The sequence below is a fragment of the Actinoalloteichus caeruleus DSM 43889 genome, assembly GCF_000429185.2.
In the GTDB taxonomy this organism is placed as follows: domain Bacteria; phylum Actinomycetota; class Actinomycetes; order Mycobacteriales; family Pseudonocardiaceae; genus Actinoalloteichus_B; species Actinoalloteichus_B caeruleus.
The window spans coordinates 5,710,353-5,725,104 of record NZ_AUBJ02000001.1; the positions used below are offsets into that span (position 1 = coordinate 5,710,353).

The 14,752-nt window shown below is 74.5% G+C and carries 12 protein-coding genes; 4 read left to right on the forward strand and 8 right to left on the reverse strand.

The features are described from left to right. Positions 1-125: 125 nt before the first annotated feature. The 4 genes from G443_RS25630 to cobA all read left to right on the forward strand — a co-directional run bounded on the left by G443_RS25630 (position 126) and on the right by cobA (position 5,982). Positions 126-1,475, forward strand: coding sequence for a cytochrome P450 (locus G443_RS25630; protein ID WP_211237579.1), 1,350 nt, complete (start codon positions 126-128; stop codon positions 1,473-1,475). A gap of 367 nt (positions 1,476-1,842) precedes the next feature. Continuing rightward, a complete protein-coding gene (locus G443_RS23365) occupies positions 1,843-3,294 on the forward strand; it encodes an SAM-dependent methyltransferase (RefSeq protein ID WP_051314214.1) in 1,452 nt (483 codons plus the stop codon). Positions 3,295-3,459: 165 nt separating this feature from the next. After that, a complete protein-coding gene (gene cbiE / locus G443_RS23370; RefSeq protein ID WP_035292732.1) occupies positions 3,460-4,680 on the forward strand; it encodes a precorrin-6y C5,15-methyltransferase (decarboxylating) subunit CbiE in 1,221 nt (406 codons plus the stop codon). An 81-nt stretch (positions 4,681-4,761) separates the two neighbouring features. After that, positions 4,762-5,982, forward strand: a complete 1,221-nt coding sequence (cobA, locus tag G443_RS23375; protein ID WP_026419947.1) for a uroporphyrinogen-III C-methyltransferase — start codon at positions 4,762-4,764, stop codon at positions 5,980-5,982. Positions 5,983-6,062: 80 nt separating this feature from the next. Here the strand turns inward: cobA and G443_RS23380 are convergent, their stop codons facing one another. The 8 genes from G443_RS23380 to G443_RS23415 form a co-directional block, all read right to left on the reverse strand. Next, a complete protein-coding gene (locus tag G443_RS23380) occupies positions 6,063-6,575 on the reverse strand; it encodes a MarR family winged helix-turn-helix transcriptional regulator (RefSeq protein ID WP_026419948.1) in 513 nt (170 codons plus the stop codon). Continuing rightward, complete coding sequence (locus G443_RS23385) at positions 6,572-7,198, reverse strand: FMN reductase (RefSeq protein ID WP_026419949.1); 627 nt, start codon at positions 7,196-7,198, stop codon at positions 6,572-6,574. The genes G443_RS23380 and G443_RS23385 overlap by 4 nt, the downstream gene beginning before the upstream one ends. Continuing rightward, positions 7,195-8,301, reverse strand: coding sequence for an LLM class flavin-dependent oxidoreductase (locus G443_RS23390; RefSeq protein WP_026419950.1), 1,107 nt, complete (start codon positions 8,299-8,301; stop codon positions 7,195-7,197). Before G443_RS23390 ends, G443_RS23385 begins: the two co-directional genes overlap by 4 nt. A 161-nt stretch (positions 8,302-8,462) precedes the next feature. Continuing rightward, positions 8,463-9,284: an ABC transporter ATP-binding protein gene (locus G443_RS23395; protein WP_245588904.1), complete on the reverse strand. Its 822-nt coding sequence runs from the start codon at positions 9,282-9,284 to the stop codon at positions 8,463-8,465. Continuing rightward, entirely contained in the window at positions 9,281-10,327 is a 1,047-nt protein-coding gene (locus G443_RS23400; protein ID WP_026419952.1) for a FecCD family ABC transporter permease, read from the reverse strand. Before G443_RS23400 ends, G443_RS23395 begins: the two co-directional genes overlap by 4 nt. After that, on the reverse strand, positions 10,324-11,355 hold the full coding sequence (locus tag G443_RS23405; RefSeq protein WP_026419953.1) for a FecCD family ABC transporter permease: 1,032 nt from the start codon (positions 11,353-11,355) through the stop codon (positions 10,324-10,326). Before G443_RS23405 ends, G443_RS23400 begins: the two co-directional genes overlap by 4 nt. Before the next feature lie 7 nt (positions 11,356-11,362). Continuing rightward, positions 11,363-12,406, reverse strand: a complete 1,044-nt coding sequence (locus tag G443_RS23410) for an iron-siderophore ABC transporter substrate-binding protein (RefSeq protein ID WP_051314215.1) — start codon at positions 12,404-12,406, stop codon at positions 11,363-11,365. Positions 12,407-12,783: 377 nt separating this feature from the next. After that, positions 12,784-14,454 (reverse strand): DEAD/DEAH box helicase, encoded by a 1,671-nt coding sequence (locus tag G443_RS23415; RefSeq protein ID WP_372492999.1) that lies wholly within the window; start codon positions 14,452-14,454, stop codon positions 12,784-12,786. Between the last annotated feature and the right edge of the window lie 298 nt (positions 14,455-14,752).

Sequence of the window (14,752 nt, forward strand, 5' to 3'; positions counted from 1 at the left end):
CCGGCCCGCCCCGTCCCGCCCGGCGCCGTCCCCCACCACCCGCGTGGCGGAACCCCGACCCGGGCCGCGCCCAGCCGCCGAGGCGTCGGCGGGAGCACCCCCGGCAGCGCGCTACGGTGCTCGTCGTGGCCGTGCGCAGCGACACCGAACCCCACGAGCCCCCCGGCCCGCCCCCGGTCGGCTGCCCCCTCGCCGACTACGACCCGTTCTCGCCAGCCTTCGTCGCCGACCCCCATCCCACGCTGCGCGCGCTGCGCCGGCAGCCCGTGGCCTACCACCCGCCCACCGGGTGTTGGGTGGTGAGCCGGCACCGCGACGTGCGCACCGTGCTCACCGACGCCGACACCTTCGCGCCGGACAACGCGCTGCACGCGATCACACCGCTGTCGGTGCCCGCGCTCCGGGTGCTCGCGGAGCACGGCTTCTCCCTGCCACCCACCCTCGCCAACAACGGCACGGCCACCCACCCGGGCCTGCGGCGGCTCGTCGCCGCCCACTTCACCAGCGAACGGGTGCGGGCGGTCACGCCGCTGGCCCGGTCGCTGGTGCGGGACGGGCTGCGGGAGGCCGCCGCCGACCTCGCCGGCACCGGGACCACCGACCTGGCAGAGCGGGTCGCGGCCCACCCACCAGCACGGGTGCTGCTGTCCCTCCTGGGAATGCGGGACGTCGACCCGCGGCTCCTGAAGACGTGGAGCCAGGCCTCCCTCGAACTGTTCTGGGGGAACCCCGGGCCGGACCGGCAGCGTGACCTGGCCGAGGAGGCCGGCGGGTTCCACCGGTGGTTGAGCCGGCTGGTCAGCGGGACGGCCGCGTCACCGGGGGAGGGGGGCCTGCTCGGCGACCTCGTCCGGCACCACCTGCCCGACGGACGGCCGCTCGGCGTGGAGGCGGCGGTCGGGGTCTGCTACTTCCTGCTCATCGCCGGCCAGGAGACGACCAGCCAGCTCGTCAACGCGGCCCTGCACCGGGTGCTCGGAAACTCGGAGCTGTGGCGACGACTGGCCACCGGGGAGCCAGGACTCGCGGCCCACTGCGTGGAGGAGGTGCTGCGCCTGGACACCCCGGTGCTCACCTGGCGGCGGGTCACCACCCGTCCCACCGTCCTGTCCGGAGTGGAGCTGCCCGCCGGCGCCGCCGTCCTGGCGCAGCTGCTGGGCGCGGGCTCCGACCCGGACCTCGTCGCCGAACCGGACCGCTTCCGACCCGGTCGCCCGAACGCGCGCCGGCACCTCGCCTTCGGCCTGGGCCGTCACGTCTGCCTGGGCGCCGGCCTGGCCCGCGTCGAGGCCGAGGTCGCGTTGGACGAGACAGCCCGCGCCTTCCCTCGGCTCGTCCGGATGGAGGGACGGCCGCCGATGCTGGGGCTGCTCTCCTTCCGCGCCCCCGCCCGCGTCCTGGTCGGACTCCCCCGTGGGGGCCGGGACGGCGCCGGCGGCCGTCCACCCGGCACCGGCGACGGATCGTTGTACTAAGATCATCACCGTCCGGCCACCGGCGCATCCGGCACGCACGGTGCCTCTCGACCGGGCCAGGGTCCGGCCCGCCGGCGAGACCGGCCCCACCCCACGAAGGGCCGGCCGCCCCACCAGTCGTCGAGGTCACCGGTCGTGGGTGGCGGAGCGACCACCTCCGAGTGGAGCCGCGCACGCCGCCCCGTCGACGCCCACCCGAGCGGCGACCGCTGCACACCCGAACGTGTGCGGGGAGTACGGTCGTCGACGACGGACCGTGATCCACTCCCGAGGATCGCCCGGACAGCCCGGACCGACATCGGTGTCCATCGACCACCCGCCACGCCCGACGCCCGCCCGCGGGGTCCGGCGGCAGAGGGGAGCAACAGTGACGAGCGGCCGGGTCTCCTTCGTCGGAGCCGGTCCTGGTGCGGCCGACCTGTTGACGGTGCGCGGCGCGCGGCGGCTCGCCGAGGCCGACGTGGTGCTGTGGGCACCGGCTCAGGTGACCCAGGACTGCCTCCGGGAACACGCCAACGCCGAGGCCGACCTGGTCGACCTGTCGCGGACCTCGGCCGAGGGGGTCAACCAGATCTACCGCCAGGCGGCGGCGGGCCGGCAGCGGGTCGTCCGGCTCTGCCCCGGGGACCCCGCGCTGTGGGGAGGGATCCGCGAGCAGCACGAGACGTGCCGGCGGTTCGGCCTCACCGTGGAGATCATCCCGGGCGTGTCCACCGTGTCCAGCGCCGTCGCCGAGGTCGGGCGCGAGCTGACCACCTCGGACGGTGGCCAGGCTGTGCTGCTGACCACCGCCGACGGTCGGTCGGACGGGGTTCCCGACACCGCCGAGCTGATCGGCGTCGCCGAGCGGGGCAGCACGGTGGGCGTCCTCCTGGCGGGGGCGCGCGCGGGGCGCCTCGCGGAGCGGCTGCTCGAAGCCGGGTTCCGCGAGGACACCCCCGCCCTCGTCGGCTACAAGCCCACCTGGCCGGACGGCTTCGTCGTGCCGACCACGGTCGCCGGCCTCGAGGCGACCGTCAAGGAACGCCGCCTCTGGCAGCAGACGCTCTTCCTGGTCGGCGACGCCCTCGCCACCAGCACCACCAGGGCTGGCGGCGCCGCCGGCTACCGCGCCACCCGGAGCGGGACGTCGTCCAGCGCCGACGGCGGGGAGCACCGGCGGAGGTGGAACGAGCGGTCCCGCGCCAGGAACGGATCGGAACGGTGGCAGTCGCGCGCCGCCGGCCACGACGACGGCGCCGCCGGGACGGCGACGACGAACGGCCAGGACTCGTCCGCTCAGGACGCGAGCGGCTGGCGCCGCTCCGGTGATCAGGCTGAGCAGTCCAGGCGGCCCGGCGGCCCCACCGCCGAGGTGGCCTGGTGGGCCGTGCGGGACTGGCAGGAGTCGGCGAGGGCACCGGGGCCCCGCCAGCCCCGATCCGCCCGCCCTCGGCCGGACGCGGCGCACCCCGACCTGTTCGCGACGGACACCACCACGGCACCCGAACCCCCACCGGCGGATCCCCCCGCGGAACGGCCAGGCGCCGGCGACCAGGCGGCCCAGACGGCCGAGTCGACACCCGCCCCGGCCGGCGCCGTCCCCGACACCAGCGGGCCTGGCGAGCGGTCGGAGCCCGAGCACACCGTCGAACAACCACGCTCCGCCGGCCGATCACAACGCCAGCGGCCCACCCCCACCACGGCGGGCGAGCCGGCCACCACCGAGCGCGGCGGCGGTGGACGGGGCCGCGCGGCCAGGTCGGCACCGTCGGCGGCGACCCGGAAGACCACGAACCGCAGGTCCACCCGAGGGCGACGGGCCGACGCCTCGGACTGAGCACCGCCCACCCACCGGCGAGTACGCGCGGACCGCCGCCGTTGTCCCCCGGTGCCTGATCTGCGACGCTGTCGGCCGCCGGCAGGATGGATCCGGCGGTGGCCCGCGCACGCGACCACCGGCTCGGCGACGGCCGGCCCGGACGACGGACGGAGTGGTGGACAGGTGACGGTGACGGTGATCGGCATCGACGGCGGCGCGCTCCCCCCGGCGGCGGCCGCGAGACTGGAGGGCGCGCGAATGGTCGTCGGGGCATCGCGCCTCCTCGACCGGCACGCCCCCACCGGAACGCGCACCGTCGAACTGGGCCCCTGGGAACCCGTGGTGCGGGAACTGCGGGCGTTGGGCGAGCAGGCGCACGCCGTGGTCCTGGCCGAGGGCGACCCCGGCTTCTTCGGGCTGGTACGCACCTTGCGCGAACACGGACTGCGGCCCGAGGTGATCCCCGGCACCACCAGCGTGCAACGGCTCGCGGCCGAGCTCGGCCGACCCTGGGACGACCTGCCGATCGTGACCGCCGGCGGCCGGGACCTCCGGCGCGCGCTCAACGTCTGCCGCGCGCGCCCCTCGGTGGCGGTGCTCACCGCCACCGGAGCCGGACCCGCCGAGATCGGGGCGGGCCTGCGCGGGTGGCGGCGAACCCTCGTGGTCGTGGAGGACCCCGGGACCGAGGACCAGCGGGTGTCCACCGTGGACCCCGCCGGCGCCGCGGCCCGCCGCTGGCGCGAGCCCAACCTCCTGTTCTCCCTGGCCGACCCGGAGGGGCCAGGCGAGCCGACCTGGCTGGCCGGGGCCGCCTCGGCCACCACCGGGATCGGCGCCCAGGGGTGGGCGTTACCGGAGGACACCTTCTCGCAGCGGCCCGGCCTGGTCAGCAGGGCCGAGCTCCGCGCCCTCGCCCTGGCCCGGCTCGGGCCCGCACCCGGCTGCCTCGTGTGGGACGTGTGCGCCGGATCGGGTGCCGTCTCGGTGGAGGCCGCCCGCCTCGGCGCCGCCGTGATCAGCATCGACCACGACCCGGTGCAGTGCGCCCGGATCATCGCCAACGCCGCCGCCCTCGGGGTGGAGCCCCGTGTCGTGGAGGGCGTCGTCCCCGACGCCTTCGCCGACCTGCCCCAGCCGGACGCGGTCTTCGTCGGTGGCGGCGGCGCCGAGGTGGTCCGCGCCGTCGCGGCCGTCGGCGCGCCCCGGGTCGTCGTCTCCCTGTCCACCTCGGACCTGATCGGCCCCACCCGGACGATCCTGGCCAACACGGGGTACCAGGTCGAGGGCCGGCAACTCGCCGTCAGCCGGATGGTGTCCACCGCCCAGGGACTCACCCGCTTCGTGGCCGAGGACCCCTCCTTCCTGGTGTGGGCGACCTCCACCCCCTCGCGGACCGGCTGATCGGAGCCGACCCGCCCGCACCGTGAGACGCCGACCACGCACCGTGTTCCCGCCGGGCCCCCGGGGAATAGGGTCTGCGCCATGAGTCGCGCGCAGCCCTACCTCAGCGGTCTCCTGCTCGCTGGCCGCCGAGTCCTGGTCGTGGGTGGCGGCACCGTGGCGCAACGTCGGATACCCCGGTTGCTGAGGTCGGGAGCGCGGGTCGAGGTCGTCGCCCCGGAGGCGACACCGGCGGTGGAGGCGATGGCCACCGCCGGGGAACTGACCTGGACCCGACGGGCCTACCGCGACGGTGACCTGGTCGACGCGTGGTACGCGCTGGCCTGCACCAGCGATGCCGCCGTCAACGAGGAGGTGGCGCGGGAGGCGGAACGCGCCCGCGTCTTCTGCGTGCGGGCCGACCTGGCGGTCCACGGCAGCGCGGTGACCCCGGCGGTCGGGACGCACGACGACGTCGAGGTCGGTGTCCTCACCGGAGGACGTCCCCGCCGCTCTGCGGCGGTGCGGGACGCCGTGGTCGCGGCGCTCCAGTCCGGGGTGGTCGACGACCACGCCGAACCGGCAGCCCCCGGGGTGGCCCTCGTCGGCGGCGGACCGGGGGACCCCGAGCTCGTCACGGTGCGGGGACGCCGGCTGCTCGCCAGGGCCGACGTCGTCGTCACCGACCGGCTCGGCCCGCGCGAGCTCCTGGAGGAGCTGGGGCCGCACGTGGAGGTCGTCGACGCCGCGAAGATCCCCTACGGCCGGGCGGCCAACCAGGACGTGATCAACGAACTCCTGGTCCGGCACGCCCGCGCCGGCAAGTTCGTGGTGCGGCTCAAGGGCGGCGACCCCTACGTCTTCGGCCGGGGCTTCGAGGAGGTGTTGGCCTGCGTGGAGGCCGGCGTCCCTGTCACCGTCGTGCCCGGGGTGACCAGTGCCTTCGCCGTACCCGCCGTGGCCGGTGTCCCGGTGACCCACCGAGGGGTCGCCCACGAGGTGGTCGTGGTGTCCGGGCACGTGGCCCCGGGCGATCCCCGCTCCCTCACCGACTGGCCCGCGTTGGCCCGGCTGCGGGGCACCCTGGTGCTGTTGATGGGTGTCGACCGGCTCGACGCCTTCGCCCGTGTCCTCCTCGAGCACGGCCGGGCCGCCGACACCCCGGTGAGCGTGATCGCCGACGGCACGATGACGGGGCAGCGGGTGCTGCGGTCGACCTTGGGTGAGGCGGCCGAACGGGTCCGGGCCGAGGACGTCCGTCCGCCCGCCGTGATCGTCATCGGCGACGTCGTCGCCGTGGGGGGCGACGCCGGGGAGGCGTGACCACAGGGGAGGGGCGGCCCAGCGGGCGGCTCCCCCGGGCCGGTGGAACGCCGACGGCGCGACCCGCTCGGCCGACGCGATCACCCGGGGGACGGTCCCGGCCCGGCCCCGCCCGGGGAGGCGGTCGGCTCGCCGGGCGGCTCCTCCGCGCGCAGCCGGTCGAACGCGGCGCCGAGCACCCGAAGTTCCTCCTCGGACAGGCGGCCGGCGAAACACCGTTCCACGACCTCGGCGTTGGTCCTGATGGCCGCCACCTGGAGACGTCGTCCCAGCGAGGTCAGCCGGACCCGCACCGCCCGGGAATCCCCCGGCGCGGTCGTCCGCTCCAGCAGACCACGTCGGGTGAGGCGGTCGACCAGCCGGCTCACCGCGCTCTGGCTGAGCACCACCCGTCCGGTCAGCTCGCTCAGACCCACCCCGCCGGTGGGGATGTTGACGACCGTGTCGAACTCGCTGACCGACAGGCCGTGCCGAGCCGTCAGCTCCCGTTCCAGTTCCCGGAGCACCGAGGAGTGGACCTCCATCAGCGAGCGCCACACCCCGACCCGTCGCCGGGTGGCGGCGCGCCCCGCCCGCACGTCCACCCCGGTCACCGCTGGTCCCCGAACAGCAGGTCCTCGAAGGGAGTGGGCTGTTCGAACCCGTCCCGGCGGTCGGTCGACCCCGGTTCGCGGGCGGCGACCAGCGTGGCCAGCTCCTCCGCCGCCCGGCCGATCCGCTCGGCCAGCGCGGTGTCCGCGCCGCCGCCGGCCCAGTCCTCGGGTGCCGCGTAGACGGCGGTGGGCACGACCACCGACCGGAGGTAGGAGAAGAGGGGGCGCACGGCGTGCTCCAGGGCGAGGGAGTGCCGTGCCGTCCCCCCGGTGGCGCCGGCGAGCACCGGCGTCCCAGCGAGCAGGTCGGGGTCCAGGACGTCGAAGAACATCTTGAACAGGCCGCTGTAGGAGGCGCTGAAGACCGGGGTGACGGCGACCAGTCCGTCACTGGCCCCCACCCGCTCGACCACCTCCCCGAGCGGCCCGGTCGCGAACCCGGTGAGCAGCGTGTTCGCCAGGCTCCTGGCGTGGTCCCGCAGTTCGACCACCTCCAGGTCGACCTGGAGGCCCCGGTCGGTCAACCGGGCGGTGGTGGCCTCGGCCAACCGGTCGGCCAACAGCCGCGTCGACGAGGGCTGGCCGATGCCGGCGCTGATCACCGTGATGGTCCTGGTCGTCACGCGGTGCCCTCCTCCGAGGTCGTGCCACCCCGGGAGCCTCCGGCGCGCAGGCTCTCGTGGGTGGGGGCGGTCGGGACGTGCGCCGGGCGCAGCGACTCGAACTCGCGCCGCAGCACCGGGATGACCTCCTCACCGAGCAGGTCCAACTGCTCGAGCACCGTCTTGAGGGGGAGGCCGGCGTGGTCGACGAGGAAGAGCTGCCGCTGGTAGTCGCCGAAGTACTCGCGGAAGCGCAGGGTGCGGTCGATGGCCTCCTGGGGGCTGCCCACCGTCAGCGGCGTCTGCTCGGTGAACTCCTCCAGGGAGGGACCGTGCCCGTAGACGGGCGCGTTGTCGAAGTACGGGCGGAACTCCCGCACCGCGTCCTGCGAGTTGCGCCGCAGGAACACCTGACCGCCCAGACCCACGATGGCCTGGTCCGCGGATCCGTGGCCGTAGTGCTCGAAGCGGGTCCGGTACAGCTCGATCAGCCGGGCGAAGTGGTCCTTGGGCCAGAAGATGTTGTTGGCGAAGAAGCCGTCGCCGTAGTAGGCGGCCTGCTCGGCGATCTCCGGGCTCCGGATCGACCCGTGCCAGACGAAGGGGGGCACGCCGTCGAGCGGGCGGGGGGTGGAGGTGAAGGACTGGAGCGGGGTGCGGAACCGCCCCTCCCAGTCGACGACGTCCTCCCGCCACAGGCGGTGCAGCAGGTGGTAGTTCTCGATCGCCAGCGGGATGCCCTGGCGGATGTCCTGGCCGAACCACGGGTAGACCGGCCCGGTGTTGCCCCGGCCCAGCATCAGGTCCACCCTGCCGTCCGCGAGGTGCTGCAACATCGCGAAGTCCTCGGCGATCTTGACCGGGTCGTTCGTGGTGATGAGCGTGGTGGCGGTGGACAGGATGAGCCGTTCGGTCCGCGCCGCGACGTAACCGAGCATGGTGGTGGGGGACGAGGGGACGAAGGGCGGGTTGTGGTGCTCGCCGGTGGCGAACACGTCGAGGCCGACCTCCTCGGCCTTCAGCGCGATCCGCACCATCGCCCTGATCCGCTCGGCCTCGGTGGGGGTTGTGCCGTTCGTCGGGTCGGGTGTGACGTCACCGACGCTGAAGATCCCGAACTGCATCTCCGACAGCCTCCTCAGGTTGTATGCGCATGCATCAACGCTGCCTCGGCGTTCCCTATTCCCGGTCGGGTACCCGGCTCCGGCGGGCGCCAGGGCACGGGACGAACCGCGCTCCGCGCCCGGTCAGCCCGGACCCGCCACCGACCGCGGCCGGGAGCTGGTCAGGACACCGGGCCGAGGGCGCCCGGCATCGGGATCACCATCGGTGTTCCCGCGTGCGGATCGGGGACGACGTCGCAGGCCAGGCCGAAGACCTCCGTGACCAGCTCGGCGCGCAGCACCTCCGAGGGCGGCCCCTGCGCGACGACACGACCGCCGTCCATCACCACCAGGTGGGTGGCGTATCGCGCGGCCTGGTTGAGGTCGTGGAGGACGGCGACGACGGTCCGCCCCTCCCGGTGCATCCGCGCGCACAGCTCCAGCACCTCGAACTGGTGCGCGATGTCGAGGAACGTCGTCGGCTCGTCCAGCAACACGATGTCCGTGCCCTGCGCCAGGACCAGGGCGAACCAGGCCCGCTGCCGTTGGCCCCCGGACAGCTCGCTCACCGGCCGGTGCGCCTCCTCGGTCAGGCCAACCCGCTCCAACGCCTCCGCCACCGCCGCGTCGTCGGACTCGCTCCACTGCCGCAGCAGCGTGTGGTGCGGGTAGCGGCCCCGCCCGACGAGCTGCCGGACCGTGATCCGCTCGGGGGTCACCGGGCTCTGGGGCAGCAGCGCCAGCCGCCGGGCGACCGCCTTGCCCCGGTACCGCGACAGCTCCACGCCGTGGAGCACCACCCGTCCCGAGGTGGGGCGGACCACGCGGGCCAGGGACTTCAGCACCGTCGACTTCCCGCAACCGTTCGGACCGATGACCACCGTCAGCCCGCCGTGCGGGATGTCCAGGCTCAGCTCCCGGACGACGGGCTCGCCGCCGTAGCCGAGGGTGACCGACTCGGCCCGCAGGCTCCAGGACGTCACGTCCCCGTCGTCGACGCTCACAACGTGCCCTTCCGCCATTCGAGGATCAGGAGGTAACCGAGGTAGGCGCCACCGAGCCCCATCGTGAACACACCGACGGGCAACCGGTCACCGATCGGGGAGTGCTGGGCCACCAGGTCCGCCAACACCAGCAGCAGCCCGCCGGTCAGGCCAGCCAGCACCAGGTTCGGACCCGCCGCCCGGGACAGCCGTTTCGCGATGTTGGGCGCGGTCAGCGCGACGAAGGCGATCGGGCCGGCCACGCTGACGGCCGCCGCGGAGAGCAGCACGGACAGGACGACCGCCCACGTCCGCGTCCGGTTCGGCTCGGCGCCGAGGCCGTCCGACACCTCATCACCCATCTCCGTGATCGCCACCCGCCCCGCCAGGAGCGCCACGGCGGGCAGGATGAGCGCGAGGCAGAGCCAGACGGTCAACGCGTGCTCCCAGGAACGCGCCGACAGGCTGCCGTTGAGGTAGGCCGACAGCACCGAGGAGCGGTCCCGGGCCACCGCGAACACCACGTACTGCGTCAGGGCGGTCGACAACGCCGCCACCCCGATCCCGGCGATGATCAACCGCCCCGGGTGGCGGAACCCGCTCCCGGTGGCGAGGTAGACCAGGCCGACGGCGACGAAACCACCCAGCACCGCACCCACCGGGACGGGGAGCGACCCGGGCAGGAGCAACGCCACCAGCGCCGCGCCAGCGCCCGCGCCGGCACCCACGCCGATCACGTCCGGACTGCCCAGCGGGTTGCGCGCCACCGACTGGAAGAGAGCTCCCGCGATCCCCAACGCCAGACCGGTGCCCACCGCCACCACCAACCGGGGGCCGCTCAGCCGTTCCAGGGCGAACAGGGTCTGCCGGTCCAGTTCGCCGGTCAGGATGGCCGGGAAGCTCTCCAGCGGAACCCCGAGGGGGCCGAGGGCGATCGTCGCGACGGCCGACACCAGCGTCGCCACCAGCAGCAGCGCGCCCACCACCACCGACCGCCACCGGAAGGGCACCGCGACCACCGAGCCCAGCCGGAGGGTCGCCGTCCGCGTCGACGACGCCGTCATGTGGCACCCCGCATCCCGCGCACCGTGTAGAGGAGGAGCGGCGCACCGGCGAAGGCGGCCACCACGCCCACCATCAACTCCTGCGGCCGCATCACCACCCGCCCGACGACGTCGGCGACCAGCAGCAGGGACGGGCCGAGCAGCAGCGCGAACGGGATCTGCTGGCGGAAGTCGATGCCGACGAACGCCCGCACGATGTGCGGGACGGCCAGCCCCACGAAGACGATCGGACCGGCGGCGGCGGTCGCCGCCGCGCTGAGCAGCGTCGCCGCCGCCAGCCCACCAGCCCGGACCAGGGCGGTGTTCACCCCGACCGAGAGCGCGGCCTCCTCACCGAGGGCGAGCCCGTTCAGACCGGGGGTGACCAGCGCCGTCAGCGCGAGACCGAACACGGCGAAGGGGAGCACCGCCAGCACGACGTCCATGTCCCGCCCGGCCAGCGACCCGACGACCCAGGTGCGGTAGCCGTCGAAGACGTTGGGCAGGCTCAGCGCGACGGCCTGGATGTAGGCGCCGAGCACGGCCGAGACGACGGCACCGGCCAGCACCAGGCGAACCAGGCCGGCGCCCGGTCCGGCGGCGCCGATCGCGTAGACGAGCACACCGGCCACCACCGCTCCCGGCAGCGCCCACCAGACGCTGCTGGCCGCGCCGGAGACCCCGAGGAAGGCGGAGGCGGTCACGATGCCCGCCGCCGCCCCCATGTTCACGCCGAGCAACCCGGGTTCGGCCAGCGGATTGCGGGTGACCCCCTGGAGCAGGGTCCCCGCGACCGCGAGCCCCGCGCCCGCCAACAGCCCCAGCACGGTGCGCGGGTACCTGCTCTCGATCACCGCGGCGGTGAACGGGTCGGCGGTGCCGGCGAGGGTGTCGAGGACGTCGCCGAGCGAGGTCTCCCGGGAACCGAGCACCAGGCTGGCCAGCACCGCTCCCGCGAGGAGCAGCAGGCCCGCGACCAGCAGCAGCGTGTAGCGCGGTGCCCCGGAGGTGGTCCGGGCCGGCGGGGTCCGCGAGGAGGACGAGTCCATGCCGGCGTCAGGAGATCCGGCTCACCGCGTCGTCGATGAGCGGCAGGTACCGGTCGATCACCCAGGGCACCGTCAGCGGGTTGATGACGGACGAGGCCGTGACGAACGCGTTGTCGTCACTGGCCACGAGGGCGCCGCTGGCGACGGCGGGGATCTCCGCGTACAGCGGCTGCGACTCGATCTGCTCCCTCGTCTCCTCGTCCGAGTAGAAGGTGAAGACCAGGTCGCTGTCCTGGAGGAGATCCGCCTGTTCCAGGCCGATCAGAGCCGAGTCCGTGCCCTCGGTCTCCGGGAGGGTCTCGGCGACGGGGTCCACGGTGAGGCCGAGCCCGGAGACCATCGCGACCCGCTGCTCGTCCGGCAGGAACACGCCGAGCGTGCCGGGGCCGTTGGTGTAGATGTAGGAGAAGGTGACGTCGGCGTACTCGGGGCGCGACTCGGCGGCCTCGGCCCACTGGCGCTCGATGTCCGACTTCAGCTCCTCGGCCTGCTCGCCCTTGCCCAGGGCCTGTCCGATGAGGTCGATCTGCTCGTCCCAGTCGGTGCTCCAGGCCAGGTCGGGGTAGGCGACCGTGGGGGCGATGTCGTTGAGGATGTCGAACTGCTCCTGGGTGATGCCGGACCAGGGGGCGAGGATGACGTCCGGTTCGAGCGCGAGCACCGCCGCGATGTCGATGTCCTCACCACCGGTGAACAGCTCGGGCAGCTCGTCGCCGCGTTCCTCGACCGCCTCCCGGATCCACGGCAGGTGGCCGGACTCGTCAGCGGCCCAGTCGTAACGCTCGACACCGACGGGGGTCTGCCCCAGGGCGATGGCCGTCTCGGTCGAACCCTGCCCCAGGGTCACGATCCGCTCGGGCGCCTCCGGGATCTCGGCCGTCCCCAACGCGCTCCCGATCGACACCGGGAACGCACCCCCGCCAGCGGTGTCCTGCCCGCCCTCCGCGCCACCGTCCTCGGTGGACGTCCCGCACGCCGTGCCGCCCGACACCGCCACGGCCACCAGCGCCGTCGCCGCGCGCACCCGGGCGCCACTCCACACTGAGCTCATCGCTTGGTTTCCCTCGGTTCGTGGTTGCGCCTTCACCCAGGAGGCGGACGAGACCGACGACGCCTGGGTGGCCCCGTGGCCCCACATCCGGCCGCCGTGGCGCGCACGGCGGGAACGGCTGCCGGCGGCACAGGTCAGCCACAGGTAAGACTAACCTAACAAGGTGAAATCCTGATCAGCGTGGAGTGTGGCCGGCACCATGGCAGCCGACGGGAACGCGACGCCTCGTGATGATCCCCGCCACTGGCGACCCCCTGCGGTGGACCGGGCTACCGCAGGAGGTGAGAGCGCGCGTGACCGCCTGATGGGGGTGCGACCTGATCGGGTGCGGCGGCGCCGCGCGGCCGAGGCGACGGGCATCCGGCCCCGACCCGGGCTCACCGGGCGCGACCCCGGCCAGTGCGCGGACCGGGTCCCGGCGGGGGCGGGAGGCACGCCGGGCGGGCCGCCCGACGGGCGCGGCTCACCACCCGGGGTGCGCCGTGGGGGTCCCATCCGCCCGAGGACGTGCGGCCCCGGACATGCCGCACGCCCGGTTGGTGGTGGCCCACCAACCGGGCGTGCGGGTACGTGGCGACGGCGGCTCGGCCGTCACCGAGGGGTTCAACGCTGCTGGTCGCGGTCCCTGCGGTGACCACCCTGACCGCCGTGGCGACGGGCCCGCCCGTCCCGGGCACCACCCTCGCGGTCCGAGCGGAACGCCGGGTCCCGGCGGCTCGACCGCCCGGTACCCGCGGCGCCCCGGCCCGACCACCGGCACGAGCGCCGTCCCGGGGGCCGTCACGACGCGGCGCCCTGGCCGGACGCTTCGGCTTCGACTCCGGCACCGGCTCCCCGCTGGGGGTCCGAGCGCCGGTGAGCTCCGCCAGCTGCTCGTCACCCGGCAGCACCCGGGTCACGGTGGGCCGCACCCCGGCGCGCCCCGTCAACGAGTTGACGCTGCGACGCTGCTCGTCGAGCACGAGCGTCACCACGGTGCCCGACTCGCCGGCCCGCGCGGTCCGGCCCGCGCGGTGCAGGTAGTCCTTGGGGTCGGACGGCGGGTCGACGTGGACGACCAGGCTCACGTTGTCCACGTGGATCCCGCGCGCCGCCACGTCGGTGGCCACCAGCACCGGAGTGGTGCCCTCGCGGAACTCGCCGAGGGTGCGGGTCCGGGCGTTCTGGGTCTTGCCGCCGTGCAGCGCCCCGGCCGCGACCCCGACCTGGCGCAGCTTGCGAGCCACCCGGTCGGCGCTGTGCTTGGTGCGCACGAACATGATGGTGCGGCCCTCACGGGCACCGATGGAGGCCAACACGTCCGGCTTGTGCTCGTCGGTGACCAGCAGCACGTGGTGGTCCATCGTGTTCACGCTCGCCGACGGCGGAGCCACCGCGTGCACGACGGGGTCGGTCAGGTACTGCCGCACCAGCGCGTCCACGTCCCGGTCCAGCGTCGCGGAGAACAGCAGCCGCTGCCCGTCGGGACGCACCAGGTCGAGGATCGCCCTGACCTGCGGCAGGAACCCCATGTCGGCCATCTGGTCGGCCTCGTCCAGCGCGCTGAGGCCGATGTCGGACAGCGAGCAGGTGCCCTGCCGGACATGGTCGGACAACCGTCCCGGGGTGGCGATCAGCAGGTCGACCCCGCGCCGCAGCGCGTTCACCTGCTTGGGGAAGGACGTGCCGCCGACGACGGTCGCGCAACGCAGGCCGAGCGCCACCGCGAACGGCTGGAGCGCGTCGTGGACCTGCATCGCCAGTTCCCGGGTGGGCACCAGCACCAGGCCCCGGGGACGCATCGGCTGCGAGGTGCCGTCGAGCAGCCTGACCAGGAGGGGAAGCCCGAAGGCGAGGGTCTTGCCCGAGCCGGTCTGCCCCCGTCCCAGCACGTCGCGGCCGGCCAGCACGTCCGGCAGCGTCGCGGCCTGGATCGGGAACGGCTCGGTGATGCCCCGCTGGGTCAGCGCGGCGACGAGGCGGTCGGGGAGCCCGAGCTCGGTGAAGGACGGGATCGGGCCGGTGAACTCGGTGATGGTCGGTTCGAGCAGCGGCGACGGCTCGACCACCTGCGCGGAGCGGCGGGAGTCACCCCGCCGGCGGCGGGGGCGGAACCCTCCGCCTCCCCCGTTCCGGCGTGGGCCGGAACGACGGGGCGACGGGGCGCGATCCGCGGACGTAGTGGGCACAGAGAACCTCCGTGACATGGCACGCCGCGGGGACGCTCCGCGACGACAGTCGGCAGGCCGCGGAATGCGATCACAAGGACGAGCCCGGCGCCTTGGCGCCATTGGTGAACGATGGGGCACCGGTGGCCTTCGTCGAGCCATCAGCGGACGCTTGCCGACGCGTCCGTCACGGTGCGAT